We start from the raw sequence: 26,224 nt of genomic DNA on the forward strand, positions 1-26,224 counted from the left end.
GCCTGCCGCAACCCGCTCCGGTGTCATCGAGCGCAACCACGGCCCCCGCCGGCGAGCCATTCGCCGACCTACGAACTACTATATAAGCCGTGGCGCGCGACCCCTGGGCATAGCAGGAGACAAAGCAAAGTGATTCACCCTCAGCAGCAGCAATCCAGCGGCCTGAAGCACGGGCTGAAACAGCGCCACATGACCATGATCGCGCTGGGCGGCGTCATTGGCGCGGGCCTTTTCGTCGGCAGTGGCGTCGTCATCAAGTCTGCCGGCCCCGCGGCTGTCATTTCCTTTCTCATCACCGGCTTGCTGGTGGTGCTCGTCATGCGCATGCTGGGCGAAATGGCGTGCGCGCTGCCCACCGTGGGCTCCTTCTACGAATACGCCCGCGAAGCCTGGAGCGACCGCCCGGCCATGGGCGAGCTGGCGGGGTTCCTGACCGGCTGGATGTACTGGTATTTCTGGGTGATCGTGGTCGCGCTGGAGGCCGTGGCCGGGGCCAGCCTGGTGCAGTTCTGGCTCCCGGACGTTCCCGCGTGGAGCATCAGCCTGGTGCTGCTGGTGATGCTCACGCTCACCAACCTGATCTCGGTGAAGTCCTTTGGCGAATTCGAGTTCTGGTTCGCCTCGATCAAGGTGGCGGCCATTGTGGTGTTCCTGTTCCTGGCCGGGCTGTTCGTGCTCGGCATGTGGCCGGGCGCTACCGCCAGCGTGGCGCACCTCACCGTGCATGGTGGCTTTGCGCCTAACGGGATCATGCCGGTGCTGACCGGCGCGGTAGCGGCGACAGGGTTCTACTTCGGCGCCGAGATCGTGACCATCGCCGCGGCGGAAACCGCCGAGCCGCAAAAGGCGGTGGCCAAGGCCACCAGCTCGGTCATCACCCGCGTGCTGGTGTTCTATGTGGGCTCGGTGCTGCTGGTGGTGTGCCTGGTGCCTTGGAACTCCGCCGGCATCGCCACGCCGTATGTCAGCGCGCTCAATGCCATGCGCATCCCGGCGGCGGCGCAGATCATGAACGCCGTCGTGCTCACCGCCGTGCTGTCGGCGCTGAACTCCGGGCTGTACGCCTCGTCGCGCATGCTGTTCGCGCTGACCAAGCGCGGGGACGCGCCGCAGGCGCTGGCCAGGCTGAGCCGCAACGGCGTGCCGGTCAGGGCCATCCTGTTCGCCACGCTGTTCGGCTACGGCGCGGTGGTGATGTCCTATGTGTCGCCGGACAAGGTCTTTGCCTTCCTGGTCAACTCCTATGGCACCGTCGCCATCTTTGTCTACATCCTGATCGCCATCTCGCAGCTGCGCCTGCGCGCCCGCCTGGAGCGCGAGGCGCCGCACCGGCTCAAGGTGCGGATGTGGGCTTTCCCCTACCTGACCTGGGTCGCCATCGCGGGCATGGTCGGGATCGTGGTCGCCATGGCCTTTATCCCCGACCAGCGAACCCCGCTGCTGCTCGGCGTGGCCAGCCTTGGCATCCTGGTGCTGGCGTACGCGATGCGCCATCAGCTCCGAAAGCACGCCGCCGCCGCGCCGCTGGGCGAGGTGCGGCGGGCTGACTGACACGCCCAGCGCCTGAACCGGCTTGCCGCGATGCGTGCCATCGCGGCCTTGCCTCCCACCCAACGCTTCGCAGGCCGCCGCGGCCATCTTCCGCGCCGGCCTGCCCGCGCCTGCCCGCGCTTGCCCGCGCTTGCCCGCGCTTGCCCGGCAGGTGTACCTGATGCGCAGCATTTCGGGAGCGCACTGGCCCAAGCGATTCATGGGATCTGGCCCTACAGCATTGCGCGTCACCTCTCTATGCTGCAGTCATAAGCCGCACAGGTCCGGCGCCCGGATCACCAACACCATCAAGAACATCAAGGAGACGCAAATGGCAAACCCCTCGGTAACCGCAGCCACCCTGCAAGCTTTCAGCGACGCGTGGAACCGCCACGACATCGAAGCGCTGATGGGCTTCATGGCCGAGGACTGCGTGTTCCACGCCGTGGCCGGCAGCGAGCTGTTCGGCCGCAGCTTCGAAGGCCGCGCCGCGGTGCGCGAGGGCTTCCAGCTGGCCTGGCAGGCGTTCCCCGACGCAGCGTGGCTGGATGGCGAGCATTTCGTCGCCGGCGAGCGCGGCGTCAGCGAATCCACCTTCCGCGGCACCAAGGCGGACGGCACGCGCATCGAGGCGCGCATGGTGGATGTGTTCACCTTCCGCGACGGCAAGATCGCGGTGAAGAACGCGTACCGCAAGGATCGCCCGCCCGTTGCCGCCGCCGGCTCCGGCGCCCCCAACTGATTCCAGCCCCGCCAGAGGGCATTTGAGGATGACAAACATGGACGCCACCGCCGCAAGACTGATCCTGCCCGAAGGCCACGCCACCGCGCCGTCGAAGCCGTACGACCCGGCCTACGACCCGCTGGTCGCGCCCACGCCCGGCCAGGGCCGCGAGTACGCTCCCACCTACTGGATCGGCACGGCCGGCGAGCCGCCGCCCGACGATGGCCCGATCACGCACGATATCGACGTGGACGTGGCTATCATCGGCTCCGGCTTCACCGGGCTGACCTGCGCGATCTTCCTCGCGCAGGAGCACGGCATCAAGGCGACCGTGCTGGAGGCCAACCGCGTGAGCTGGGGCTGCAGCACGCGCAACGGCGGCCAGGCGCAATGCGCCTCGGGCCGGCTCAAGCGCTCGCAGTGGATCCAGCGCTACGGCCTCGATACCGCGCTGCGGCTGCACGAGGAGGTGTGCGACGGCATGGAGACCTTCAAGGGGCTGATCAAGGACATCGACTGCGAACCGCAGCCCGGTGGCCACCTCTACATCGCTCACCGCGCCAAGGTCATGCCCGCGCTGGAAAAGGAAGCCAAGGTGCTGCGCGACGTGTTCAAGTACGACGCGCGCATCCTGGATGCCGACACCGTCAAGCGCGAGTATGTCGACGACAAGGAAGCCGCCGGCGCCATGCACGAGCCCGAAGGCATCGGCATCCATGCCGGCAAGCTGGCCTTCGGCTACCTGCGCCGCGCGCGCGCGCTGGGCGCCAAGGTGCATCCCTCCAGCCCGGTGCTGAGCTGGGAGACGCGCGGCGGCGTGCATTACCTCAAGACGCCTGGCGGCATCGTGCGCGCCCGCGCGGTGGGCGTGGCCACCGGCGGCTATACCTCGCCGAGCCTGCACGCGCAGCTCAAGAACCGGCTATTCCCGATCCTGTCGAACTCCATCGTCACGCGAGTGTTGACGCCCACGGAGCGCGAGGCGTGCAATTTCCGCACGACGCAGGTCATCACCGATACCCGCATCCTGCGGCACTACTACCGCCTGATGCCGGACGGCCGCCTGCAGATCGGCAGCCGCAGCGCCATCACCGGCAACGATGCGCCGCAGCATAAGTACAAGGACAAGCTCATTGCCGACCTGCACCGCAAGTTCCCTGCGCTCGAAGGCATCCAGATCGACTATTCTTGGTGGGGCTGGGTCGATGTGAGCCACGACATGATGCCGCGCATCTTCCAGCCGGACCCGGCCCAGACCATCTACTACGCGATGGGTTACGGCGGCAACGGCGTGATGTATTCCGCGCAGGCGGGCAAGCGCATGGCGGCGTTGATCGCGGGCAAGAGCGCGGGGCCGGAACTGCCGATCTTCCGCTCGGCGCTGCCGTTCCCGAATGTGCGCGAGATGGTGGAAGCGCAGGCGTTCGCGCCGTTCCGCCGCTTCGGGCAATGGTTCCTGTATCGCTGGTATCACATGAAGGATGAGGTGATCTGAACCTGGAAGGTTGAAGGTTGAAGGTTGAAGGTTGAAGATAAAAGGTTGAAGGTTGATAAAAGCGGAGTCCCCCAAGAACCGCTATCCCCACTAAAGACGAGGAGCCAGGCATGGGCCGAGGCCATCAATCCGTACCCCCGCAGCCAGGCCGCCGCGGCGTGCTGCGCTCGCTCGGCGCACTCGGCGCCGGCGCCGCGCTGACCCACCCGGCGCTGCAAGCGCTGGCGGCCACCGCCGCCAATGCGCGCATCGAGATGCCGTTCGAGAACGGCGAGCGCGAACTGGTGGCCTTCCCCCAGAAGCGCCCGCTGATCCTGCTGACCAGCCGGCCGCCACAGCTGGAGACCCCGTTTGGCGTGTTCAACGAGGGCCCGATCACGCCCAACGATGCCTTCTTCGTGCGTTACCACTGGAGCGGCATCCCCACCAGCATCGATCCGCAAACCTACCGGCTGCGCGTGGGCGGCAAGGTCAACGCCCCGCTGGAACTCTCTCTGGACGAGATCAAGCGCCTGGCCACCCCGGTGGACCTGGTGGCGGTCAACCAGTGCTCGGGCAACAGCCGGGGCTTTTTCTCGCCGCGCGCCAACGGCGGGCAACTCGGCAACGGCGCCATGGGCAATGCGCGCTGGACCGGCGTGCCCCTGAAAGCCCTGCTGGATAAGGCCGGCGTGCAGGCCGGCGCCATGCAGGTGAGCTTTGACGGCATGGACCGCCCGCCGCTGGAAGGCGGCCCGGACTTCGTCAAGGCACTGGCCATCGACCACGCGCTCGACGGCGAGGTCATGCTCGCCTGGGCCATGAACGGCGCGGACCTGCCCATGCTCAACGGCTATCCGCTGCGCCTGATCGTGCCAGGCTACTACGGCACCTACTGGGTCAAGCACCTGGCCGATATCCAGGTGCTGGACAAGCCGTTCGACGGCTTCTGGATGAACGCGGCTTATCGCATCCCCGACAATCCCTGCGCCTGCGTGGCGCCCGGCACGGCGCCCGCGCGCACGGTGCCGATCAACCGCTTCAACGTGCGCTCTTTCATCACCAGCGTGGCCGATGGCGCCAGGGTGCAGGCCGGCCGCCAGACCGTGCTGCGCGGCATCGCCTTCGACGGCGGCCATGGCATTGACGAGGTGGCCCTGTCGACGGACGGCGGGCGCACCTGGCGCGCCGCGCAACTGGGCAAGGACCTGGGCCGCTACTCCTTCCGCGAATGGACGGCGGCGTTTACGCCGCCAAGGAAGGGCGAGTACGAACTGAAGGTGCGCGCCAGCAACCGCATCGGCCAGAGCCAGCCGCTCACCGCGCTATGGAACCCCGCCGGCTATATGCGCAACGTGGTGGAAACCACGCGCGTGGTGGCAGCATGAAGGAGGCCGCCATGCAACTCGCCAAGCCCTTGCGCCGCCATGGCGCGATACTCGCCCTTGCCCTGTGCGCCGCCGGCATGGCGAGCGCCGCGCTGGCACTGGAAATCACGCTGCCGCCGGAGACCGCGCGCTACACGCCGAGCGACCTGCCCGGCTATCGCCTGGTGCAGCAAAACTGCATGGCCTGCCACTCCGCGCAGTACGTGCTGACGCAACCGCCATCGTCGCCGCGCAGCTACTGGGAGGCGACGGTCAGGAAGATGAAGAAGCCCTTCGGCGCGCCGTTCGCGGATGAAGACATCCCCGCCATGGTCGACTACCTGACCAAGACCTATGGCGCGGAGCGCACGGCCTACGCTGGCGCGCCCGCCGCGCAAGGCAGCGCACCGGTGCCGGCCGCCCCTGCCACGATCGCCGGCAACCATGATCCCCAAGCCTTGCTCACGTCCAATGGCTGCACCGCCTGCCACGCTGTCGACAAGAAGGTGGTGGGACCCGCGTTCAAGGAGGTCGCGGCAAAGTACGCGAACCAGCCGGGCGCCGCGGCGCTGGTGGCGCAGAACATCCGCGCGGGCGGCGCGGGCAAGTGGGGGCAAGTGCCAATGCCGGCCTATGCCGCGCTCTCCAAGGAAGACCTGCAAAGCCTGGCGGGGTGGATCCTCGGCCGCTGAGAAGCCGTGGCGCCGGACTGCGGGCAACCCGCATTTCCCCGGCGCGCGGCTTCGCCCATAATCTGCCGCACACGACAACGGCCCGGCATACGCTCACCAAGGCGTCCACGGCATTGGCCACAGCAACGGGAGCGGCATGGCAAGCGTAGGCAAGGCAAACACTTTCTGGAACCGGCTGCTGCAGCTTTCCTCCGATTCCGGCGTCAGCCTGCAGGCGCAGTTGCGCCAGCAGCTGGTGTCGGCCATTCTCGCCCGGCAGCTGCCGGAAGGCAGCGCCCTGCCCTCCAGCCGCGAACTGGCGGTCACGCTGGGCATCGCCCGCAACACGGTGATCCTGGCTTTCCAGCAACTGGTCGAGGAACGCTTCCTGGAGACCAAGCCGCGGCGCGGCTACTTCGTGGTGGAACAGTTGCCCAGCGCCGCCAGGCCTGGCTCGGCGCAGGCCCGGGCCATCGGCGCGGCCATCCCCGAGGACACAGGCGAAGGCCGCCCGGACTGGGACGCGCGGCTGCCGGACATGACCGGCAAACGTGCAATCGTCAAGCCCAACGAGTGGCAAAACTATCCCTACCCCTTCATCTACGGCCAGTTCGACCCCGCGCTGTTTCCCACCGCCGACTGGCGCGAATGCTCGCGCATGGCGCTGGCCGTGCTGGAGATCCGCGGCTGGGCGTCGGACCTGATCGACCGCGACGATCCGCTGCTGATCGAGCAGTTGCAAAAGCACATCCTGCCGCGCCGGGGCGTGTGGGCCAACCCTGACGAGATCATGGTCACCATGGGCGCGCAAAACGCGCTCTACCTGCTGGCCGACCTGCTGATGCAAGGCGCGCGGGTCGGGCTGGAAGAGCCGGGCTATAACGATGCGCGCCACATCTTCGGCATGCGCGCGGGCGAGGTGGTGCCGCTGGCGGTGGACGAGTCCGGCTTGTGCCCCGACGACGCGCTGGCCCAGTGCGACTACGCCTTCATCACGCCCAGCTACCAGTGCCCCACCACGGTCACCATGCCGCTGGAGCGGCGCGAGACGCTGCTGCGCGAAGCCCGCCGCCACGACGTGGTGCTGATCGAGGACGACTACGACACCGAGAACCCCGCACTGACCCAGCCCATCCCCGCGCTGAAAAGCCTGGACCGCGATGGCCGCGTGATCTACGTGGGCAGCCTGTCCAAATCCTTCGTACCCGGCATCCGGCTCGGCTACATCGTCGCCCCCGCCGCCGTGATCCGCCAGGCGCGCGCGCTGCGCCGCTTCATGCTGCGCCACCCCCCCGCCAACAACCAGCGCGCCACGGCGCTGTTCATCTCGCTGGGCCACCACGACGCGCTGCTGCGGCGCGTGGCGCCCATCTTCCAGCGCCGCGCCGAGATCCTGCGCGACATGCTGGCGCGCCACCTGCCGCAGGCGCGCGCGCGCAACTCGCCCGGCGCGTCCTCGTTCTGGGTGGAAGGCCCGCCCGGGCTCGACGCCCGCAAGCTGGCCGCGATCGCGCTCACGCACGGCGTCATCATCGAGCCGGGGGATGTGTTCTTTTCTACCGATGCGCCGTCGCCGCACTTCCGCATGGGCTATACGGCCATTGCAGAAGAGCGGATCGAGGAAGGGGTGAAGCTGCTGGGACAGTTGATCGGGCAGGCGATGGTGCGGTGACCGCGCGCATCGCGGCGGCGCACACGATGCGTTGGCTTGCTCCGCCTTACTCGAACACCGGCCGGAAGAAACTACGCTCGTAGCTGACGATGCATTGCGTTTCCTGCGCGTAGCGGAACGCCGCCTGGCACTCCGGATCGTCGAAGGACTGGTTGCGATACGCCTCGTACAGCGCAAGGCTGGGGAAGGAGAACAAGGCCAGCGCCACGTTGTTGGCGCCTTCCGACGGCAGGAAGTAGCCATGATGCTGGCCGCCGAATTTCTCGACCAGCGGAATCCACAGCTTGCCGTAGTGCTCGAATTCCTTGAGCTTGTTGGGGTCGACGATATAGCGCAGGTAGCAGGTAATCATGGTGGCGTGGTTGTCCTGGGTTGGTTTTGCCTTGACGATGCGGCCTTCTCTTTCTTTTTCTCTTTCTCTGTCTCTGTCTCTTGCCTTAGCCGCCCGCCGCGCCGCCGCCAAACCCGATGACTTCCGACGCCAGTGCCCGGATCGGCCGGCCGAAGCTGGTGATGGCCGGCAGTGTGGCGTTGTGGTGGCGCCGGATCAGCTCGGCGCTGGCGTGCGGCTTGTCGTGCGTGGTATGCGCGTCGGCGGCGAGCGTGATCGAATAGCCAAGCCCGGCGGCGCGGCGCACGGTGGTGTCCACGCAGAACTCGGTGGCATACCCGCAGATGACCAGGTGCTTCGCCCGCAGGCGGTCCAGCAGCGCGGCGAGCTCGGTATGCAGGAAGGAGTCGGGCGTGGTCTTGCGCACGCGGTGGTCGTCGGCCGCGACGACCAGCGTGCGCTCCAGCTCCCAGCCTGGTGAGCCGAACGACAGCGCGCCGCCAGCCTGCTCGTGCTGCACGAACACCACCGGCACGCCGGCTGCGCGCGCCCGTGCCGTGAGGCCGTTGATGTGGCCGAGCACGGCATCGGCATCGCCCGGGCGCGGCGCGTCATCGAACAGGCCACGTTGTACGTCAATCACGATCAGAGCGGTTTGCATCGAATGAATGGCCGGCGGCCCGTGGCTGGATAGCCGCCAGCATAAGCGAGCGCCCGCGCAACCGCAACGCAATGCGCCGGCCTACCGCAACAAGTTCAGGTCGATGGCTTGCGCCATGGCCCGGTAGCCATGATCCCCCGGGTGCAGATGGTCGCCCGAATCATAGGCCGGCAGCATGCGCGTGGGACGCGCGGGATCGCGCAGCAGCGCGTCGAAATCCACCACCGCGTCGAAGGCGCCGCCGGTGCGTATCCAGGCATTGACCTGCTGGCGCAGCGCCTCCTTGTCATCGTTGTAGTAGTTGCCCAGTGGCGTGCCTTGCAGCGCGCCCTCGAACGGCGTCAAGGTTGCGCCGACGATGCGCACGCCGCGGCTGTGGGCGCGCGCGACCAGCTGGCGGTACCCGGCGATCAGCGCCTGTGCGTGCAGGGCAGGTTCGTCCGGCGCAAACAGCGTGCCGGGCCAGCCGATGTCGTTGATGCCCATCAGCAGGATCACTGTCTTCACGCCCGGCTGGGCCAGCACGTCGCGCTCGAAGCGGGCCAGCGCGTTGACGCCCATGCTGTCGCGCAGCACGCGCGCACCGGAAATGCCGGCGTTGAGCAGCGCCACGTTGGCGGGGGCGAGGCGCTCGGCCAGGAAGTCGGGCCAGCGGCGGTCGGTTTCCGGCGTCGCGCCGGCGCCGTCGGTAATCGAATCGCCCAGCGCCACCACGGCGCTTGATGGTGCCATCGCGTCGACCAGGATACTGCTCAGCACGATGCGCGCCGGCGTGGTCAGCGGCGCTGCCAGACGCGTGGACGCCGTGGCGTTGCCGTCGGCGATATAGGCGGTGCGGCGCCCTTCCCAATGAAACGTGTCTAGCCGCGACGGGCCGGGCAGGTACAGGCTGACGGCAAGGCTGGCCAGCGGCACCACGGACAGGTCGACCGCATCGCTGAGCACCGCCGCGCCCGGCGGAAGCGTCACCTCCGGCTGGCCGCCGAAGCGCAGCAGCCGGTCGCTGCCGGGCACGGTTTGCGCATCCGTTGACGCCAGCGCGACACGCGCTTCGCCGATGCGCAGAGGCTCGGTGCCGTACGCGTTCGACAACTCCACCCGCACCCTGCCGCCGCCAAGGCTGAGGCGAGCGACCTGGCGAATGGTCTGCCGCGCGATGCGCTCCGGGATATTGGTGGGGAAGATGAAATCCGCTCCCCAGACCGGCTGCGGGCTGGCGCTCCAGCTGGCCACCCAATGACCGCCCCATTCACCGCCCCATTCACCAGCCAGATTGCCGGATGTGACGGCACGATGTTCTGGCATGGGCTCGCCAGGCGAAGCGCCGGCGGCGGGCGCGGCTGCGGTCAGGGACAGCGTGGTCAGTGCCACGCAGGGCAGCAAGCGTTGCAAGTGTTGACTCGGGGACATGGTTGGCTCTCGATAATCTCGATAAAACAGCTTGTGCGGATCGAAGAATCAATGCACTGGTTGGGACGGCTGCCTGGCCCCGCCGAACGCCTGCGTGCCGCCCGTACCCCGATCGAGCCGAATGGCCAGCAGCGCCACGGCCACTGCGGCGACCGGGACCAGCGCGGCAACCCAGGTCACGGCGCCAAGCCCCGGCCCGCGGGTGATGACCACCCCGCCCAGCCACGCCCCAATGGCATTGCCCAGGTTGAAGGCGGCGATATTGAAGCTCGACGCCAGGCTCTGCCCTGCACCGCTGGCACGCTCCAGCACCCACATCTGCAGCGGCGCCACGGTTGCGAAGGCAGCCACGCCCAGCAGGCCGATGAAGATCACGGACAGCACCTTGCTGTGCAGGACAAAACTCATCAGCCCGAGCACCACAGCCAGCGCCAGCATGCTGCCAAGCACGGTGGCCTGCAGATGGCGGTCCGCCAGCTTGCCGCCAAGCAGGTTGCCGGCCACCAGGCCCACGCCGAAGACCAGCAGGATGGGCGAGACGGCGCTATCGGCAAAGCCGGTGATCTGCGTCAGGATCGGCGCGATATACGTGAACACCGCGAACACGCCGGCATAGCCCAGCACCGTGGTCAGCAGCCCCAGCAGTACCGGCCGGCGCATCAGCGCACGCAGGTCGCGGCGCAGGTCGGGGGCTTGCGGTGCTGCGCGCTCGGCCGGCACCGCCAGGGCAATCACCAGCACCGCCACCAAGCCAACGGCGGCCACCGCCCAGAAGCTGGCGCGCCAGCCGTAGGCCTGGCCGAGCCAGGTGCCGAACGGCACCCCGAGCACACTCGCCACCGTCAGCCCGGTGAACATCACGGCAATGGCCGAGGCGCGCTTGTGCGGCGCCACCAGCCCGGTGGCAACCACCGAGCCCACGCCAAAGAACGTGCCATGCGCCAGCGCGGTGAGCACCCGCGCGGCCATCAACAACGCGTAGCTTGGCGCCAGCGCGCAGGCCGCATTGCCGATGGTGAAGATCACCATCAGGCCCAGCAGCGCCGTCTTGCGCGGCCAGCGGGCGGTCAGCGCGGTCATGACCGGTGCGCCGGCCACCACGCCGAGCGCATAGCCGGAAATCAGCAGGCCCGCCGCCGCGATGGAGACACCGAGGTCGGCCCCAACCTCCAGCAGCAGGCCCATGATGATGAATTCTGTGACGCCGATGCCGAAGGCGCCGGCGGTCAAGGCATAGAGAGCGAGTGGCATAGAAAGTATGTGAAGCGGTATGCGATATGCGAGATGCGATACGGGTTACATGCGATCCAGGAAGCCGGAGCAGCATGCTGCGAAGTATGGGGATGGGAAGATTGGTGCGGTAGACTGCCCGCACGAACAACATTTATGAATTGAATTCACAATGTCGAGGCTCGAAGTCAACCGCTCCGGCGAGATGGAAGTGTTCGTGCGGGTGGTGGAACAGGGCGGTTTCTCCGCCGCCGCGCGCGCGCTGCGCATGACGCCGTCGGCCGTGAGCAAGCTGGTGGCGCGGCTGGAGGCCCGGCTCGGCGCGCGGCTGGTCAACCGCTCCACGCGCCGCATCGAGCTCACGGCGGAGGGCAGTGCCTTCTATGAACGCGCTGTGCGCGTGCTGGCGGACCTGGACGATGCCGAGCGCGGTGCCGCCGCCAGCGCCGCGCCCCACGGCCGCGTGCGCATCAATGCCAACGTGCCCTTTGGCGACCACTTCCTGCTGCCGCTGGTGCCGGAGTTCCTGGCGCTGTATCCGGACATCCAGCTCGATATCGTGCTGACCGACCAGGTCATCGACCTGATGGAGGAACGCACCGACGTGGCGATCCGCGCCGGGACGCTGAAAAGCTCGCAGCTGGTGGCCCGCAAGCTGGGCGAGACCCGCATGGTGGTGGTGGGCGCGCCATCCTACCTGGCGCGTTGCGGCACGCCCCGCGTGCCCGCCGACCTGGCCGGGCACAACTGCCTGAAGCTAGGCTACGCGCGCGCGATCGAAGGCTGGCCGATGCTGGAAGGCGGGCAAGCCACCATGGTGGCGCCGCTTGGCAATGCCATGACCAGCAATGGCGATGCGCTGCGGCGGATCGTGGTCGGCGGGCTGGGGCTGGCCAGGATGGCTGTGTTCCAGGTCCGCGAGGACATCGCCGCCGGGCGGCTGGTGCCGCTGCTGGAGGCGTTCAATCCCGGCGACCTGGAGGCGGTACATGCGGTGTACCTGGGCCAGGGCCGCCACTTGCCGGCGCGGGTGCGGGCGCTGCTGGATTTCCTGGCGGAACGGGTGGAGATGGGGACTTAGGGACGCGGATCCGGCGAGACGCCTGGCTTGCTACAAGAGCCGATCGCGCGTCTAATCATTTAGGGGCTGTTTCGAAATGAGGCGGTCAGGAGGCTGTCAGGAGGCGGTATGCGCTGCACGAATTGCGGCTACGCGAACCTCGCAGGCGCCAACTTCTGCGAGGCGTGCGGGGCGCGGCTTGCGCGCATGTGCCCGCGGTGCGGCGCGGAGGCCACCCTCATTGCCAAGTTCTGCCGCGCCTGTGGCGTTGCGCTCATGGATTCCCCGTCAGGATCGCCTCTGCCTTCCGGGCCAGCAGTCCCGGCCCCTGTCCACTACACGCCACCCCATCTGGCCGAGCGCATCCTGGCTGAGCAAGCGGCCATGGAGGCCCGGGGCGAGACGGCCGGCGAGCGCAAGACCATCACGGCCCTGTTCGCCGATATGGCGGGCTCGACGGCCTTGACCCAGGACCTGGACCCGGAGGAAACGCGCCGCCTCATCGACCCCGTCGTGACGCTGATGATGGAGGCCGTGCACCACTACGAAGGCTACGTGGCCAAGTTCCTGGGTGACGGCATCCTGGCGCTGTTCGGCGCCCCCATTGCCCACGAGGACCATGCCCTGCGGGCCCTGTACGCAGCCCTGCGCATGCAGGAAGCGATGCGCCGGCACAGCGACCGGGTCCGTCTGGAGCAAGGCATACCGCTTCAGATCCGGATCGGCATCCACACGGGCGAGGTCGTGGTGCGCTCGATCCGCAAGGATGACTTGCACACGGACTACGATCCGGTCGGGCACACGATCCACATCGCCTCGCGCATGGAAGGTATCGCTACGCCTGCGTCCATCCTCGTCAGCGAATCCACCCATAAGCTGACGGAGGGATATTTCGAGTTCAAGGCCCTGGGCACCACACATGTCAAAGGCGTCCGGGATGCGCTGGCGGTCTATGAGGTGATGGGCCTCGGGGCAATGCGCACACGCCTGCAAGTCGCGGCGCACCGTGGCCTGGCCAGGTTTGTGGGCCGCCAGGCCGAATTGGAACAGTTGCACAACGCGCTGGCGCTGGCCAAGGCGGGCCGAGGGCAGGTCGTCGCGGTGGTTGGCGAGGCCGGGGTCGGAAAATCCCGGCTGTTCCACGAGTTCAAAGCGAGATCGCAGGCAGACTGCCTGGCACTGGAGACCTTCTCGGTTTCGCACGGCAAGGCCTTCGCCTATCTACCGTTGATCGAGCTCTTGAAAAACTACTTTCAGATCACTGTGCAGGACRGCGACCGRARCTGCCGCGAGAAGGTRACCGGCAGGCTGCTCACGCTGGAGCGTTCCCTGGAAAGCCATCTGCCCTACTTGCTCTATCTGCTCGGGAGCATCGAACCCGGCTCGGCACTGCCGACCATGGACGCTTCGATCCGACGTCAGCGCACCTTCGAAGCGATTGCTTGCCTGCTGGTCCGCGAAAGCCTGAATCAGCCCCTGGAGGTCATTTTCGAGGATCTGCAATGGCTGGACAGTGAAACCGAGGCCTTCCTCAACCTGCTGATCGACCATGTGCCGGGGGCAAGGATCATCCTGCTGGTCAATTACCGCCCGGAGTATTCCCATGACTGGGGCCCCAACGGCAACTACACCCAGCTGAGCCTGCAGCCATTGGGCCCGGCCGAAGCCCAGGGACTGCTCACCGCGCTGCTCGGTGATGATCGCAGCCTGGCGCCCCTGAAGCAACGCATCCTGGACAAGACCGAAGGCAATCCGTTTTTCATGGAGGAAGTGGTCCAGACGCTGGTCGAGGAGGCCGCCTTGCTCGGCCAGCCCGGCTGCTACCGCATCGAGAAGGCGCCCGCCTTGCTGCACATCCCCACCACCGTCCAAGGCGTGCTCGCGGCCCGTATCGACCGGCTCCCGCTCGCTCAGAAGGAACTGCTGCAGACCCTGGCCGTGATCGGCAAGGAGTTCCCGTTGAGTCTCATCCTGCACGTCACCAGCCTGACCGAAGGCAAGCTGCGCCCGCTTCTGGCCGACCTGCAGGCGGCGGATTTCATTTACGAGCGGCCCGCGTTCCCGGAAGTCGAGTACGCCTTCAAGCACGCCCTGACGCAGGAGGTTGCCGGCAATTCGCTGCTTACCGAGCGGCGCAGCGCGCTGCACGAGAGTACGGCCCAGGCCATCGAGGCCCTCTTCCATGGCCGGCTCAAAGACTACTGCAGCGAGCTCGCGCACCACTACAGCCATAGCGGCAATATCCCGAAGGCTGTCGCCTACCTCCACTGTGCCGGCCAGCAGGCCCTCCAGCGTTCAGCCCAGACTGAAGCGATCCGGCACCTGAGTACCGCCATCGAACTGCTCAAGCGGATGCCGGACAACCCCGAACGCACGCGCCAGGAACTCACGCTGCTGCTCACCCTCGGCCCGGCCCTGATGGCCGCTCGCGGCCAGGCCTCCCCCGAGGTGGAAGCAAACTACAAGCGCGCGCTGGCCTTGTGCGAGCAGGAGAGGCAAACACCCTACGCCTTCTCGGCTCAGCTCGGACTGTGGGCGTTTTATCAGCTGCGTGCGCAGTACGAGATTGCGCACCCCCTTGGGGAACGGCTGCTTGGCCTGGCCCTGGAAACGCAAAAGCCTAAGCAGCTTGCCGAGGCGCATCGCGCGATCGGCGCCACGGTGTTCCGCCTTGGCAAGCTGGACATGGCCCGCAACCATATAGAACAGGTGCTGGCATTGCAGCGCCCGGACCCGCCGGTGTATGACTTTCTGATGGGATACGGGCGGGATCCGGCCGTCCATGCCACGAGCACATTGGGCTGGATCCTGTGGTACCTCGGCATGCCGGACCAGGCCCGCACGCGCAGCCAGGAGGCCCTGGCGATGGCCAGGACACGCCCGGACGCCTTTAACCTCGCACTTTGCCTTGTCTTTGCCGCTGAAGTGCACCTGTGCCGCAGGGAAGTGCAACTGACCCGCGAGTACGCCGAGGCCGCCATCGCGGTCTCGTGCGAGCAGGGATTCCCGATCTACCTGGCGTGGGGAACCGTCCTGCTAGGCTGGGTGCTGGCCGAACAGGGGAATCACGAGGAGGGGATAGCCCAGATACAGCGGGGCCTGGCCGCCTATCAGGAGACCGGCGCGGCGCTAGGACAGCCAAATCTCCTGGCCCTGCTCGCGGATGCCTACGGAAAGGCGGGGCAAATCCATGCCGGACTCGATGCGCTGGCCGAGGCGCAAGCTTTCGCGGAAGAGACGGGAGAGCGGCTTGACGAAGCGACGCYGTATCGCCTCAAGGGAGAACTGATACTCCGGCAGTCAAGCCAGGCGCCCTTCCCGCCCACCGGCTGCGATGAAGCCGAAGCGTGCTTTGAGAAGGCGATCGCGGTCGCCCGCAGCCAGGGCGCCCGGTCACTGGAACTGCAAGCCGTGCTGAGCCTGGCCGGCCTATGGCGCCAGCAAGGAAAGCTGAACGCGGCGCGCCATGCGCTGGCGGCGATCCATGGCAGCTTCAGCGAGGGCGCCGATACCGCCGACTGGCAACAGGCCAAGGCCCTGCTGGATGATCTGACGCGGCAGGATGGCACGTCCCCGGTGCCTTCTCCCGAATGACCCGGATGCAAACCCGCTTCCTGGCACTGTGGTCGCGTTCAGGCGGCACGCAGGCTACGGAGGCCTATGCGGATCTTGCGCGCTGCTACGCCGAGCCGGCACGGCACTATCACACGCTCCACCATGTTCGCCGCTGCCTGCGCGATCTGGACTGGGCGCGCAGCGCGATTCCCGATACTGACGCCGTCGAGCTGGCGCTCTGGTGCCACGACGTCATCTATGTTCCCGGGGCGCAAGACAATGAGCAGCGCAGCGTTGAGTGGCTCCGCTACTGGGCCCGAGGCCGGATTGCCGCAACCGAACGCATCGCCGGGATGATCCTGTGCACCTCACATGCCGGCATGGCCAAGAATCTGGCAGGCCAGTTTACCGCCGATATCGACCTTGCCGTGCTGGGTTGTGCCCGCGCGCGCTTTCGCCAGAACGGCGCGAACTTGCGGGCCGAGCGTCCCGACCTGGATGAGGCTGCCTATGATTGCGCCGAGCGGGCTTTCCTGCGCGCCCTGCTTGATCGCCCTCGCATCTATCACACCGATCTGTTCCATGCTCGCTATGAAGCTCGCGCACGCCGCAACCTGGCGTGGCGGCTTGCGCAGCCGGCGGTATCGGGGGCCTCGTCCTGCGTCAAAGAAATTCCCCTCTGATATCAATGGTCGAACGCTGGCCGATGTGTTCGTAGTGCGCCTCCAGCCACGTCCCGGCCTCAGTCCTTCCCTTGTCACGCAGCGAACAAAGAAAGGCCCAGTCGGCGTTGTACTTGCTCGACACGCCCAGCGCGGCCATCGTCTCATCGGACCGGATCGAGTGGATCATCATCTCCTTCATTTCACTCCGGTCGATCTTGCCTTGCTGGATAAGCGAAGTCACGAATGCGATGGCGCGCATCTCTCGGATAAGAGATGAGTTGAAGCTGACTTCGCTGACGCGATTGAGGATGTCCGCGGCCGTGGTCGGCACACCGCGGCGCACGATCGGGTTGATGTGAACAATCACGACATCGTGGGTATTGCAGTGATAAATCAGCGGGAAAATTGCCGGGTTGCCAACATAGCCGCCGTCCCAATAGTGCTGGCCATCGATAGCCACCGCCTGGAACAGCGTTGGCACGCAGGCTGATGCCAGTACCGCGTCGATGCACAGGTCCTCGCCTGAAAAGATGCGTATCCTTCCGGTCTCGATATTGGTCGCGCACAGGTAAAGATGAATGGGGCAGCGCTGGCGCAACGCTTCGAAATCGACCTGCTTCGCCAACACATCCCGCAGCGGGTTCATGTTGTTGGGATTGAACTGGTATGGCGACAGGAGACGGAGAACGATGTCGGCCATCGCATACAGCGGAGAATGGTCCAGGCCCAGGGTATGGGTCCCCTTGATCCACGGCACCCAGCGCAATGGACTGTACTTTGCAGCCGATTGGGCGATAGCGAGCCAGAAGTCGTGCAGCGCCTGGCGCGCGCCGTCGCGCCCGCCCTGCAACAGCCCATAAGCCAGCACGGCGGCATTCATGGCGCCCGCACTCGTCGCGCTGACGCCCTCGATGCCGAGCCGCCCGTCCTCGAGCAGCCGGTCGAGGACCCCCCATGTAAACGCGCCATGCATGCCACCGCCCTGCAATGCAAGGGCCACAGCTTTCTGTTCCCCATTGTCAGGACTCATGCCGATGCCCCCTCCTTCCATCCCTGACACAAAAGATATTTGAAGTTAACACCCTGATGCGCAATTTGTTAGGGCTTCTTCGTCTTTAAGAGGAGGGAGGGGACTGCCGCGCCGGATACGCTGGCTTCGCGCCGCTTTCAGGCCCGGAACGGACAAGCTGCGCCAATGCGCGAGGCAATCTCGGCGCGCAACGCCGTCAATTCCGCCAGACGGACATCCACCAGTTCGAGTTTCTCCTGCAGCAAGGCGGAAAGCGCGTGCGCCGGGTCGGGCGCATTGCGTAGTTCGGTGCCGTGCCGTGCCACCTGCGCCAGCGAAAAACCAACCTGCTTGGCTCCGTCGTGGTGGTCTGGTCGCTGGTGCGCATCCTGGGCGCGCGCGTGTCGCACGGCTTGTTCGACGCCGCAGCGCGAGTGCTGTTCGCCTGCTGGCAGGCCTATGTGCTGGCGCACGGCGCGAGCCTGGTCATCCTGCCTTTCCTGGCTTTCGAGGTCTTCTGGGGCGTGGCGCAGTTGGCGCCCTGGGCCGGCAAAGTCCCGGTGCGAACGGCCGCGGCGAACTAGCCCGGCGCTTTACCGGTCACCGTCAGCGGTCACTGGCCGCCTGCAGCCCGTTCTCCACCATGTCCAGCAAGCGTTGCCCGATCTCGTACGCATGCCCCGGCGAGGTTGCCACCATGCGCAGCGGCCCGTCGATGACCAGCATGGACAAGCCATGCACGGCGGACCACGCGAGGTATTCGGCGCCGGGACGGCGCGCGGCGGGCAGCACGCCCGCCGCCACCATCCGGTCCAGCGCAGCGCCTAGCAACTGGTAGGGGTTCAGGCCGCTGTCGCCGGCCTTGTCCGGGGCCGGCACGCCTTCGCGCTCGTCCGGCACCGAAAAGGCCGTGCGAAACAGGCCGGGCTCGGCGAGCGCGAACTGCATGTAGCCGGTGCCGACCGCGCGCAGGCTGGCGCGGGCGAAGTCCGCGGGCGCCGCGCTGGCGTCCAGCGCGGCGAGTTCGGCCTCGATGGCCTGCGCCAGCGACGCCAGCGCGGCGGCGCGTACCGCCTGCAGCAGGTCCTGGCGGCCGGCGAAGTGACGGTAGGCGGCATTGGGCACGACCCCGGCGCGCCGGGTGGCCTCGCGCAACACGACCGCATCCGGGCCTCCATCGCGCGCCAGTTCCATGCCAGCGTCGAGCAACGCGCGGCGCAGGTCGCCGTGCCGGTAGGTGCTGCGTAGCGCTGGGGGGGTGGCTACCGCCGCATCCGCGGGAACGGCGGGAACGGCAGTGCTGCCGCCGCCGGCCGAATCTGTTGAGCTCGCGGTGCGCGTGGTACGCGAGATGCTTGAAGAGCGCTTTGCGCCGGTCATTTCCTCACCATGTGGACAGCGTCTATTTTCTTTACTATTGTAGTGGACAGTGTACACAATGATTGACCGGATCGCCGCCATGACACCGCGGCCCCCGTCGCTCAAGGAGCAAGGATGGCAAATGCCACATCGCCCACATTGTTCTCCTCGGCCTCGTCACATCTTGCCAGCGAAGCCGAAGTGCGTGCCCTGGTCGACACCTGGGTTAAGCCCGTGCTTAACATCGTGCTTAACGCCGTACTTAACGCCGTACTTAACGCCGTGCGTGCGAAAGACGCCGTTGTCATGATGCGCAACTATGCTGAAGACGCGGTCGTCTTCGATGTGGCGCCGCCCGTGTACTTGCGGAGCCTGGATGCGCGCCACCGTTTGTTTTTGCAAGATCGCTGGCCGATGGCTGGTGGTGCATGAGCACGCATCGATGCCGGTGAGTTTCACCCCCTGACGCGTTTCAACCCTGGAAGTGGAAAGGAGACAAGATGCTAGTCCAACCCTATCTGTTCTTTGAAGGCCGTTGCGAGGAAGCGGCTGAGTTCTACAAGCGCGCTGTCGGCGCCGAGGTGGTCATGATGATGCGCTTCAAGGAGGCGCCCCCGCCGGAATCTCCCCCGCCCGAGGGCGCTTGCGCGCCAGCGGCAGGCACCGAAGAAAAGATCATGCACATGTCCATGCGCATCGGCGAGACCACGGTGATGATGTCCGATGGCCGGTGCACGGGCAAGGCCGATTTCCAGGGCTTCTCGCTGTCCGTGACCGTGCCCGATGTGGCCAGCGCCGACCGCGTGTTCAACGCCCTGGCCGAGGGCGGCCAGGTGATGATGCCGCTGGGCAAGACGTTCTACTCGCCACGCTTTGGCATGACGACCGACCGCTTCGGCTTGCTGTGGATGGTCATCGTCCTGGAGGCCTGAGCCGCGCTGCATCAGACTGATGCCAAGCCACGCCGGTCACTCCGGCGTGGCTTTTTCATTGCTCGTTATGTTGCATATTGTGTTTTTTATTGGCAAACTGTGGCAAAACAATCCCGACGCCTTCCAGCGCGCTTTCCACACAGGTGCCTCCATGTCTGCCTCTCCCCGCCGCCCCGCTCCCGAGCACGCCCGCGTCGTCATCATCGGCGGCGGCATCATTGGCTGCAGCGTGGCCTATCACCTCGCCAAGCTGGGCTGGAACGACGTCGTCCTGCTCGAGCAAGGCCAGCTCTCGTGCGGCACCACCTGGCACGCGGCCGGGCTGGTGGGGCAGCTGCGCGCGCAGGAGAGCATGACCAAGCTGATCCGCTACTCCACGCGCCTGTACAACGAGCTGGAAGCCGAAACCGGGCTGGGCACCGGCTGGAAGCAGTGCGGCTCGCTGTCGGTAGCGCGCACCGCCGAGCGCATGACGCAGCTCAAGCGCACCGCGGCCGTGGCGCGCGCCTACGGCGTGGACTGCCAGGTCATCTCGGCGCGCGAGGCTGGCGAGCTATGGCCGGTGATGCGCACCGCCGACCTGCAAGGCGCGGTGTGGCTGCCGGGCGATGGCAAGGCCAATCCCACCGACCTCACCCAGTCGCTGGCGCGCGGCGCGCGCACCCGGGGCGCGCTGATCGTGCAAGACACCAAGGTCACCGCCATTCATACCCGGGACGGCTGCGCCACCGGTGTCAGCTGGCAAGACAAGGACGGCGCCCGCGGCACCATCGGTGCCGCGATCGTGGTCAATTGCGCGGGCCAGTGGGCCAGGCAGGTGGGCCAGCTATGCGGCGTGACGGTGCCGCTGCATTCGGCCGAGCACTACTACATCGTCACCGAGCGCATCGCCGGCGTGCATCCCGACCTGCCGGTGATGCGCGACCCGGATGGTTTTATCTACTTCAAAGAGGAAGTGGGCGGGCTGGTGATGGGTGGCTTCGAGCCCAACGCCAAGCCCTGGGGCATGCAAGGCATTCCGGAGCCGTTCGAGTTCCAGTTGCTGCCCGACGACTGGGACCAGTTCGAGATCCTGATGCACAACGCGCTGCAGCGCGTGCCGGCGCTGGAAACGGCGCAGGTCAAGCAGTTCTACAACGGCCCGGAATCCTTCACGCCCGACAACAACTTCATCCTGGGCGAGGCGCCCGAGCTGCGCAACTTCTACGTGGGCGCGGGCTTCAACTCCATGGGCATCGCCTCGGCCGGCGGCGCGGGCATGGCGCTGGCCGAATGGATCGTGGCGGGCGAGCCCACCATGGATCTGTGGCCGGTCGATATCCGCCGCTTTGCTGGCTTCAACGGCAACCAAAGCTGGCTGCACGACCGCGTCAAGGAAACCCTGGGCCTGCACTACGCCATGCCTTGGCCCAACCGCGAGCTGGATACCGCGCGGCCCTTCCGCCGCTCCCCGCTGTACGCGCACCTGCACGACGCCCGCGCCAACTTCGGCAGCAAGATGGGCTGGGAGCGGCCGAACTTCTTTGCGCCCGCTGGCGAGGCGCCGGAGATCGCTTATGCCTTCGGGCAGCAGAACTGGCTGCCGTGGAGCGGCGCCGAGCATCGCGCCTGCCGCGAGGGCGTGGCGCTGTTCGACATGAGTTCTTTCTCCAAGTACATCGTCAAGGGCGCCGATGCCGAGGCCGTGCTGCAGCAACTGATGAGCAACGACGTGGCCGTGCCCGCCGGCCAGACTGTGTACACCGCGATGCTCAACGAGCGCGGCACCTACGAGTCGGACCTGACCGTGACCCGGCTGGCGCGCGACCAGTACCTGCTGGTGACCGGCTCGGCGCAGACCACGCGCGACTTCAACTACATCGAGCGGTTGATCCCGGCCGACCAGCGCTGCGCCATCGTCGATGTCACCGGCCAGTACAGCGTGCTGGCGGTGATGGGCCCGCGCTCGCGCGAGTTGCTGCAGAGCGTGTCGCGCGCGGATTTCTCGAACGAAGCCTTTCCGTTCGGCAGTTCGCGCGAGATCGACCTGGGCTACGCCACGGTGCGTGCCACGCGGCTGACCTATGTGGGCGAGCTTGGCTGGGAGCTGTATGTGCCGGTGGAATTTGCGGTGGGCGTCTACGAGACACTGCAGGCCGCGGGCAAACCCCTTGGCCTGGCCAACGCTGGCTACTACGCCATCGAATCCCTGCGCATCGAAAAAGGCTACCGCGCCTGGAGCCGCGAGCTGACCACCGATATCAACCCCTTCGAGGCGGGGCTGTCCTTTGCCTGCAAGCTCGACAAGCCAATCCCGTTCCGTGGCCGCGAGGCACTGCTGAAACTGCGCGCGGCCGGCGGCGCGGCGCAGGTGAAGCGCCGCGTGGCCGTGGTGACGCTCGACGGCGCCAGCCAGGCCATGCTGTGGGGCGGCGAAGCCGTGCTGCGCACTGGCCCGGATGGCGAGGTGCGCCCGGCGGGCTTTGTCACCTCGGCGGCTTTCGGGCATACCCTGGGTTGCCCGGTGGGCATGGCGCTGCTGCAACGCGAAGATGGCGCGGCCAGTGCCGGGTGGATTGCCGAAGGGACGTATCACGTCGACCTGGCCGGCGAGCTGCTGCCCGCCACCGTGCACCTGCGCACGCCCTACGACCCCACCAGCGCCAAGGCCAAAGCGTGATGCGCAGCACAGCCGATAACCCATCCGACAGCGCCAGCTACATCCTGACCCTGTCGTGCCCGGACCGGCCGGGCATCGTCCACGCCGTGGCCAGCCTGCTGTGCGAGGCGGGCGCGAACATCCTCGACTCGGCCCAGTTCGGCGACCGGGCCAGCACGCGATTCTTCATGCGCGTGCACTTCCGGCGCGACTTGCCGGCGGGCTGCGATGCGCACGACGCACTGGAGAGCCTGCGCGCGGCCTTTGCCGGGTTGGGAACGGACCATGCCATGGATGCGGACCAGCTGGCCGCCATCGGGCGCGACGTGGAATGCGTGGCGCTGGCACGCGCGGTGAAATGGCACGCGGAGCACCGCGTGCTGCGCAACGGGGGCCGGACGATGGTGTTCCTATGAACGCCACGCCGAGCCGGCCCACGGGGGAGCGATAACCAGCGATAACGGTAAGCGGTAAGGCTCAGCCTTGCTTGCCGTCGGCGCTGGACGTGGCCGTTGCCTGGTTGGACTTCAGTGCGCAAGGCGTCTGCGCTTGCTGCTTTGCCTGCGCCTGTTTCTGGGCACGCGCGCGTTCGATAACGGTCCAGTCGGGACCGGCAAAGGCGGGCAGCGAGGCGGCGAGGGCGGTGACGCTCAGCAGCGCCAGCACGATGGTTTTCATGATTTGTCTTGAGACAGAAATGACAATGACAATGGCAATGGCGATGACATTGCGTGGAGGAGCTTGATATCTGCATACTTGCCGGTCCGGCCGTGGGTGGAGGGGTCCCAGGGCCGGACCGGCAGCGCCGGATCAGGCGCTGGCCTGGCGGTTGTCCGCCGCGCCATGCGCCGGCGGGGCCGACACACCGGTCAGGTCGCGCCCGGCGAGGTCCAGTGCCGCGGCTGCGCTGCCGTGCGTGCCGTCCGTAAACGGGTCGCGACGGTCGCCAACGCGGGCGCCATCGGTAAAGGGATCGCGGCGGTCACCAACGCGGGCACCGTCGGTGAAGGGGTCGCGCTTGCCGTTGTGGAGTGCGTAGCCGTACTTGTCGCCGGCGTTGGTGCTATCTTTCGGACCCGTTGCGCCGGCTTGCGTTGCAGCCAGGAGGCAGACGCCAAAGGCGGCTGCGGAAACAAGGGTCGTGAAGCGCTTCTTATTCATGATTGCTGCTTAATTCCAGATTGGGCGGCACTTTCCACTGGGTGTGGAGCGGGATAGGCGGATTCTTGCGTCCCGCATGTCGTCTGTTTCGCCTTTTGAGCTGCACCGCGTGTTCGATGCGTTCTATGCGTTGAGCAGCGCGGTACAAGCACACAGTGTAGTCACAGCGAATCATTCCTGTGATGAATTAAACGTCTCGCTTCCAGTCGAATTTTTCACAACACGAAACCGCTCGGGCCGCCCATGAACGGTTGATGGGTCGCTGCACGGCCGCCATCTGTCCATGCAAAACCCGACTGGCCCGCGCGACTTTAAATCATGCTGCCCGCGCGTATGGCATGGGTACACTCTGCACGCCCTTCCCCTGGGCCCAGACCGCCATCACAAAAAACAGAACGCTCCCGGCCGCCCCCTGAATGACAGACTCTCCTCGCCCTGCACCGCTCCAGCCTCCCTCCCCTGAAGACATCCGCAAGCGCATCTACGCCATCGTTGCCGCATCCTCCGGCAATCTGGTCGAGTGGTTCGACTTCTACGTCTACGCGTTCTGCGCCATCTACTTCGCGCCGTCGTTCTTCCCCAGGGCCGACCCCACGGCGCAACTGCTGAACACCGCCGGCGTTTTCGCCGCGGGCTTCCTGATGCGCCCGATCGGCGGCTGGCTGTTCGGGCGGATTGCGGACCGCCACGGACGCAAGAACTCGATGCTGATCTCGGTGCTGATGATGTGCTTCGGCTCGCTGTTGATCGCCTGCCTGCCTACCTACGGCGCCATCGGCAACTGGGCGCCCGCGCTGCTGTTGCTGGCGCGGCTGCTGCAAGGCTTGTCGGTCGGTGGGGAATATGGCACCACGGCCACGTACATGAGCGAGATTGCGCTCAAGGGGCGGCGCGGGTTCTTCTCGTCGTTCCAGTACGTCACGCTGATCGGTGGCCAGTTGCTGGCCGTGCTGGTGGTGGTGGTGCTTCAGCAACTGCTGGATGAGGCGCAGCTGCGGAGCTGGGGCTGGCGCGTTCCGTTTGTGATCGGCGCGCTCACCGCCGTGGTGGCACTGGCATTGCGCCGCACGCTGCGCGAAACGTCATCCGCTGCCACGCGCGGCAACAAGGAGGCAGGCAGCCTCGCCGCGCTGTTCCGGCATCACAAGGCGGCGTTCCTCACCGTCCTGGGCTATACCGCCGGCGGCTCGCTGATCTTCTACACGTTCACCACGTATATGCAGAAGTACCTGGTCAACTCCGCCGGCATGTCCATCAAGACGGCAAGCACGGTGATGACCGGCTGCCTCTTTGTCTATATGTGCATGCAGCCGTTGTTTGGCGCATTGTCTGACCGCATTGGCCGGCGCAGCAACATGCTTGCCTTTGGCGCGCTGGGGACCGCCGCCACCGTGCCGCTCCTGAGCGCCCTGCAGATCGTCTCCAGCCCGCTCGCGGCCTTCGTGCTGATCTCAATTGCGCTGGCAATCGTGAGTCTCTATACATCGATCAGCGGCATCGTGAAGGCGGAGATGTTTCCCCCGGAAGTACGCGCGTTGGGCGTGGGGCTTGCGTACGCAATCTCCAATGCGATCTTTGGCGGCTCGGCCGAGTACGTGGCGCTGGCGCTGAAGTCCGCCGGCCACCAGTCAGCGTTCTACTGGTATGTGACGGCGATGATGGCGCTGGCGTTCGGGGTCAGCCTGCGCCTGCCGCGCCAGGCCAGGCACCTGCGCCACGAGTATTGAAGCGCCGAGGCCGGACACCGGGCTACTGTCAGGCGGCGCGATCCCAGGCCTGCAGCTGTTCGGCTGTGGCACCGGCGCCGCCGCAGACGATGACCAGCACGTCGCTCGCCGCCGTCACCGCGGCGGGATTGCGCTCCAGCGCGGCCAGCGCCGCACCGCACGCCGGCTCCACCACGATCCGGTGCTCGGCCAGAAAGCGCAGGCACGCGCCGACCGCCTCCTTGTCCGTGACCACCTCGCTGACGATCGGATGCAGCTTTGACCACTCGAGCGCCTTGGCGCAAGGGCTCTTGGCACCCAGCGAGGTCGCGATGCTGGTGATGGCGGGCAGCTCGACCTGCGCGCCGGCCGCCAGCGAGGCGGCGTAGGAATCCGCGCCAGCGGTCTCGGCCGCGATGACGGGCACATCGTGCCAGCCATTGCGTTCCAGCCCGGCCAGCACGCCGCACAGCAAGCCGCCACCGCCTACCGATAGCAGCACCGCGCCCGGCTTGACGCCGGCGGCAGCCACCTCGTCGATCATCGTCGCATGGCCTTCCCACAGCAGGGGATCGTCAAAGGGGTGGATAAACGCATACTCCGGGCGCATCAGCGAGAGCGCGTGATCGTTGGCCTCGCTCCATGCAAGTCCGTGCACCACCAGTTCGGCGCCTTCCGCCGCGATACGCTCTCGCGCCGCGGCCGAGGTGGTCTCGGGCACGACGACGGTCACCGGCACGCCAAGCAGCCGCCCACTGTAGGCGACGGCAATGCCGGCATTACCGCCCGAGGAGCACACGAAGCGTTTTGCGCCCCACTCCTTGTAGGTCTGGCATGCATGGCCGATGCCGCGCGCCTTGAACGAGCCCGGGGGCTGCAGCGCCTCCATCTTGAACCACACCGAACGCCCCAGCCGTGCCGAGTAGGACGTGGATCGCAGCAGCGGGGTGACGATGTGCAGGCTCACGGGCGGGGCGTTGTCAGCATGGGGCATGGTGGCGCTTCTTGGTTCTGGCATGAAGAACCTGGAATGGTAGAAGCCTGCCGCCTATGCGGTCAAATGCCTATC

The 26,224-nt window shown here is 66.7% G+C and carries 26 protein-coding genes; 16 read left to right on the plus strand and 10 right to left on the minus strand.

Features of this window, described 5'->3' with window-relative positions; all coding sequences use genetic code 11:
* Nucleotides 1–189 precede the first annotated feature (189 nt).
* From AB4061_RS12240 to pdxR, 6 genes are all read left to right on the plus strand, one after another.
* Entirely contained in the window at nt 190–1,551 is a 1,362-nt protein-coding gene (locus AB4061_RS12240; protein WP_441634266.1) for an amino acid permease, read from the plus strand.
* Between the two features lie 310 nt (nt 1,552–1,861).
* Nucleotides 1,862–2,272, plus strand: coding sequence for a nuclear transport factor 2 family protein (locus AB4061_RS12245; protein WP_441634031.1), 411 nt, complete (start codon nt 1,862–1,864; stop codon nt 2,270–2,272).
* 37 nt (nt 2,273–2,309) lie between these two features.
* A complete protein-coding gene (locus tag AB4061_RS12250; protein WP_043356390.1) occupies nt 2,310–3,749 on the plus strand; it encodes an NAD(P)/FAD-dependent oxidoreductase in 1,440 nt (479 codons plus the stop codon).
* 110 nt (nt 3,750–3,859) lie between these two features.
* The gene (gene sorA, locus AB4061_RS12255; RefSeq protein ID WP_441634033.1) at nt 3,860–5,116 is read left to right on the plus strand and encodes a SorA family sulfite dehydrogenase catalytic subunit; all 1,257 of its coding nucleotides are present in this window, start codon (nt 3,860–3,862) and stop codon (nt 5,114–5,116) included.
* A gap of 11 nt (nt 5,117–5,127) precedes the next feature.
* The gene (gene sorB, locus AB4061_RS12260) at nt 5,128–5,787 is read left to right on the plus strand and encodes a SorB family sulfite dehydrogenase c-type cytochrome subunit (RefSeq protein WP_441634035.1); all 660 of its coding nucleotides are present in this window, start codon (nt 5,128–5,130) and stop codon (nt 5,785–5,787) included.
* A 136-nt stretch (nt 5,788–5,923) separates the two neighbouring features.
* Nucleotides 5,924–7,438 carry a MocR-like pyridoxine biosynthesis transcription factor PdxR gene (gene pdxR / locus AB4061_RS12265; protein WP_441634037.1) on the plus strand — a complete coding sequence of 505 codons (1,515 nt, stop codon included), beginning with the start codon at nt 5,924–5,926 and terminating at the stop codon, nt 7,436–7,438.
* A 46-nt stretch (nt 7,439–7,484) separates the two neighbouring features.
* Here the strand turns inward: pdxR and AB4061_RS12270 are convergent, their stop codons facing one another.
* From AB4061_RS12270 to AB4061_RS12285, 4 genes are all read right to left on the minus strand, one after another.
* Nucleotides 7,485–7,790, minus strand: coding sequence for an NIPSNAP family protein (locus tag AB4061_RS12270; RefSeq protein WP_441634039.1), 306 nt, complete (start codon nt 7,788–7,790; stop codon nt 7,485–7,487).
* An 85-nt stretch (nt 7,791–7,875) separates the two neighbouring features.
* Nucleotides 7,876–8,430, minus strand: a complete 555-nt coding sequence (locus AB4061_RS12275) for a cysteine hydrolase family protein (protein WP_441634041.1) — start codon at nt 8,428–8,430, stop codon at nt 7,876–7,878.
* Between the two features lie 81 nt (nt 8,431–8,511).
* A complete protein-coding gene (locus tag AB4061_RS12280) occupies nt 8,512–9,840 on the minus strand; it encodes an SGNH/GDSL hydrolase family protein (protein ID WP_441634043.1) in 1,329 nt (442 codons plus the stop codon).
* Between the two features lie 48 nt (nt 9,841–9,888).
* Complete coding sequence (locus AB4061_RS12285) at nt 9,889–11,091, minus strand: MFS transporter (RefSeq protein ID WP_441634045.1); 1,203 nt, start codon at nt 11,089–11,091, stop codon at nt 9,889–9,891.
* A gap of 151 nt (nt 11,092–11,242) precedes the next feature.
* Here AB4061_RS12285 and AB4061_RS12290 point away from each other — a divergent pair, with 151 nt between their 5' ends.
* From AB4061_RS12290 to AB4061_RS12300, 3 genes are all read left to right on the plus strand, one after another.
* A complete protein-coding gene (locus tag AB4061_RS12290) occupies nt 11,243–12,151 on the plus strand; it encodes a LysR family transcriptional regulator (RefSeq protein ID WP_441634047.1) in 909 nt (302 codons plus the stop codon).
* A gap of 108 nt (nt 12,152–12,259) precedes the next feature.
* Nucleotides 12,260–15,724 (plus strand): adenylate/guanylate cyclase domain-containing protein, encoded by a 3,465-nt coding sequence (locus AB4061_RS12295; protein WP_441634048.1) that lies wholly within the window; start codon nt 12,260–12,262, stop codon nt 15,722–15,724.
* Nucleotides 15,721–16,368 (plus strand): HD domain-containing protein, encoded by a 648-nt coding sequence (locus AB4061_RS12300; protein ID WP_441634050.1) that lies wholly within the window; start codon nt 15,721–15,723, stop codon nt 16,366–16,368. The genes AB4061_RS12295 and AB4061_RS12300 overlap by 4 nt, the downstream gene beginning before the upstream one ends.
* Here the strand turns inward: AB4061_RS12300 and AB4061_RS12305 are convergent.
* Together AB4061_RS12305 and AB4061_RS12310 are read right to left on the minus strand one after the other, a co-directional pair.
* Complete coding sequence (locus AB4061_RS12305; protein WP_441634052.1) at nt 16,349–17,380, minus strand: patatin-like phospholipase family protein; 1,032 nt, start codon at nt 17,378–17,380, stop codon at nt 16,349–16,351. The genes AB4061_RS12300 and AB4061_RS12305 overlap by 20 nt on opposite strands.
* A 137-nt stretch (nt 17,381–17,517) precedes the next feature.
* Nucleotides 17,518–17,769: a MerR family DNA-binding protein gene (locus AB4061_RS12310; RefSeq protein WP_441634054.1), complete on the minus strand. Its 252-nt coding sequence runs from the start codon at nt 17,767–17,769 to the stop codon at nt 17,518–17,520.
* Between AB4061_RS12310 and AB4061_RS12315 the strand changes: the two genes are divergently transcribed.
* Nucleotides 17,674–17,943, plus strand: coding sequence for a hypothetical protein (locus AB4061_RS12315; protein WP_441634277.1), 270 nt, complete (start codon nt 17,674–17,676; stop codon nt 17,941–17,943). The genes AB4061_RS12310 and AB4061_RS12315 overlap by 96 nt on opposite strands.
* A 22-nt stretch (nt 17,944–17,965) precedes the next feature.
* Here AB4061_RS12315 and AB4061_RS12320 read toward each other — a convergent pair whose 3' ends face one another.
* Nucleotides 17,966–18,739: a TetR/AcrR family transcriptional regulator gene (locus AB4061_RS12320; RefSeq protein ID WP_441634056.1), complete on the minus strand. Its 774-nt coding sequence runs from the start codon at nt 18,737–18,739 to the stop codon at nt 17,966–17,968.
* Between the two features lie 114 nt (nt 18,740–18,853).
* Here AB4061_RS12320 and AB4061_RS12325 point away from each other — a divergent pair, with 114 nt between their 5' ends.
* From AB4061_RS12325 to AB4061_RS12345, 5 genes are all read left to right on the plus strand, one after another.
* Nucleotides 18,854–19,150 (plus strand): hypothetical protein, encoded by a 297-nt coding sequence (locus tag AB4061_RS12325; protein WP_441634279.1) that lies wholly within the window; start codon nt 18,854–18,856, stop codon nt 19,148–19,150.
* Nucleotides 19,122–19,184, plus strand: a complete 63-nt coding sequence (locus AB4061_RS12330) for a hypothetical protein (RefSeq protein ID WP_441634267.1) — start codon at nt 19,122–19,124, stop codon at nt 19,182–19,184. The genes AB4061_RS12325 and AB4061_RS12330 overlap by 29 nt, the downstream gene beginning before the upstream one ends.
* A gap of 34 nt (nt 19,185–19,218) precedes the next feature.
* A complete protein-coding gene (locus AB4061_RS12335) occupies nt 19,219–19,650 on the plus strand; it encodes a VOC family protein (RefSeq protein WP_441634058.1) in 432 nt (143 codons plus the stop codon).
* A 151-nt stretch (nt 19,651–19,801) separates the two neighbouring features.
* Nucleotides 19,802–22,309, plus strand: a complete 2,508-nt coding sequence (locus AB4061_RS12340) for a GcvT family protein (RefSeq protein WP_441634060.1) — start codon at nt 19,802–19,804, stop codon at nt 22,307–22,309.
* A complete protein-coding gene (locus AB4061_RS12345; protein ID WP_441634062.1) occupies nt 22,309–22,704 on the plus strand; it encodes an ACT domain-containing protein in 396 nt (131 codons plus the stop codon). Before AB4061_RS12340 ends, AB4061_RS12345 begins: the two co-directional genes overlap by 1 nt.
* A gap of 61 nt (nt 22,705–22,765) precedes the next feature.
* Here AB4061_RS12345 and AB4061_RS12350 read toward each other — a convergent pair whose 3' ends face one another.
* On the minus strand, nt 22,766–22,966 hold the full coding sequence (locus tag AB4061_RS12350) for a hypothetical protein (protein ID WP_441634064.1): 201 nt from the start codon (nt 22,964–22,966) through the stop codon (nt 22,766–22,768).
* Nucleotides 22,967–23,098: 132 nt separating this feature from the next.
* Entirely contained in the window at nt 23,099–23,449 is a 351-nt protein-coding gene (locus tag AB4061_RS12355) for a hypothetical protein (protein WP_441634066.1), read from the minus strand.
* Between the two features lie 416 nt (nt 23,450–23,865).
* On the opposite strand from AB4061_RS12355, the gene AB4061_RS12360 reads away from it, so the two are divergent.
* Nucleotides 23,866–25,176, plus strand: coding sequence for an MFS family transporter (locus AB4061_RS12360; RefSeq protein ID WP_441634068.1), 1,311 nt, complete (start codon nt 23,866–23,868; stop codon nt 25,174–25,176).
* Nucleotides 25,177–25,204: 28 nt separating this feature from the next.
* On the opposite strand, the gene AB4061_RS12365 is transcribed toward AB4061_RS12360, so the two are convergent.
* A complete protein-coding gene (locus AB4061_RS12365; protein WP_441634269.1) occupies nt 25,205–26,122 on the minus strand; it encodes a pyridoxal-phosphate dependent enzyme in 918 nt (305 codons plus the stop codon).
* Nucleotides 26,123–26,224 lie beyond the last annotated feature (102 nt).

It is taken from the genome of Cupriavidus sp. YAF13, assembly GCF_052113425.1.
In the GTDB taxonomy this organism is placed as follows: Bacteria; Pseudomonadota; Gammaproteobacteria; order Burkholderiales; family Burkholderiaceae; genus Cupriavidus.

What these genes read in the sequence shown, in the direction of transcription:
- AB4061_RS12355 (WP_441634066.1), bottom strand. Translation starts at nt 23,449, where the DNA reads ATGAATAAGAAGCGCTTCACGACCCTTGTTTCCGCAGCCGCCTTTGGC.
- AB4061_RS12325 (WP_441634279.1), top strand. Translation starts at nt 18,854, where the DNA reads ATGGCAAATGCCACATCGCCCACATTGTTCTCCTCGGCCTCGTCACAT.
- AB4061_RS12320 (WP_441634056.1), bottom strand. Translation starts at nt 18,739, where the DNA reads ATGACCGGCGCAAAGCGCTCTTCAAGCATCTCGCGTACCACGCGCACC.
- AB4061_RS12360 (WP_441634068.1), top strand. Translation starts at nt 23,866, where the DNA reads ATGACAGACTCTCCTCGCCCTGCACCGCTCCAGCCTCCCTCCCCTGAA.
- AB4061_RS12340 (WP_441634060.1), top strand. Translation starts at nt 19,802, where the DNA reads ATGTCTGCCTCTCCCCGCCGCCCCGCTCCCGAGCACGCCCGCGTCGTC.
- AB4061_RS12335 (WP_441634058.1), top strand. Translation starts at nt 19,219, where the DNA reads ATGCTAGTCCAACCCTATCTGTTCTTTGAAGGCCGTTGCGAGGAAGCG.
- AB4061_RS12280 (WP_441634043.1), bottom strand. Translation starts at nt 9,840, where the DNA reads ATGTCCCCGAGTCAACACTTGCAACGCTTGCTGCCCTGCGTGGCACTG.
- pdxR (WP_441634037.1), top strand. Translation starts at nt 5,924, where the DNA reads ATGGCAAGCGTAGGCAAGGCAAACACTTTCTGGAACCGGCTGCTGCAG.
- AB4061_RS12290 (WP_441634047.1), top strand. Translation starts at nt 11,243, where the DNA reads ATGTCGAGGCTCGAAGTCAACCGCTCCGGCGAGATGGAAGTGTTCGTG.
- AB4061_RS12285 (WP_441634045.1), bottom strand. Translation starts at nt 11,091, where the DNA reads ATGCCACTCGCTCTCTATGCCTTGACCGCCGGCGCCTTCGGCATCGGC.
- AB4061_RS12270 (WP_441634039.1), bottom strand. Translation starts at nt 7,790, where the DNA reads ATGATTACCTGCTACCTGCGCTATATCGTCGACCCCAACAAGCTCAAG.
- sorB (WP_441634035.1), top strand. Translation starts at nt 5,128, where the DNA reads ATGCAACTCGCCAAGCCCTTGCGCCGCCATGGCGCGATACTCGCCCTT.
- AB4061_RS12250 (WP_043356390.1), top strand. Translation starts at nt 2,310, where the DNA reads ATGGACGCCACCGCCGCAAGACTGATCCTGCCCGAAGGCCACGCCACC.
- AB4061_RS12305 (WP_441634052.1), bottom strand. Translation starts at nt 17,380, where the DNA reads ATGAGTCCTGACAATGGGGAACAGAAAGCTGTGGCCCTTGCATTGCAG.
- AB4061_RS12350 (WP_441634064.1), bottom strand. Translation starts at nt 22,966, where the DNA reads ATGAAAACCATCGTGCTGGCGCTGCTGAGCGTCACCGCCCTCGCCGCC.
- AB4061_RS12240 (WP_441634266.1), top strand. Translation starts at nt 190, where the DNA reads ATGACCATGATCGCGCTGGGCGGCGTCATTGGCGCGGGCCTTTTCGTC.
- AB4061_RS12275 (WP_441634041.1), bottom strand. Translation starts at nt 8,430, where the DNA reads ATGCAAACCGCTCTGATCGTGATTGACGTACAACGTGGCCTGTTCGAT.
- AB4061_RS12245 (WP_441634031.1), top strand. Translation starts at nt 1,862, where the DNA reads ATGGCAAACCCCTCGGTAACCGCAGCCACCCTGCAAGCTTTCAGCGAC.
- sorA (WP_441634033.1), top strand. Translation starts at nt 3,860, where the DNA reads ATGGGCCGAGGCCATCAATCCGTACCCCCGCAGCCAGGCCGCCGCGGC.
- AB4061_RS12345 (WP_441634062.1), top strand. Translation starts at nt 22,309, where the DNA reads ATGCGCAGCACAGCCGATAACCCATCCGACAGCGCCAGCTACATCCTG.
- AB4061_RS12300 (WP_441634050.1), top strand. Translation starts at nt 15,721, where the DNA reads ATGACCCGGATGCAAACCCGCTTCCTGGCACTGTGGTCGCGTTCAGGC.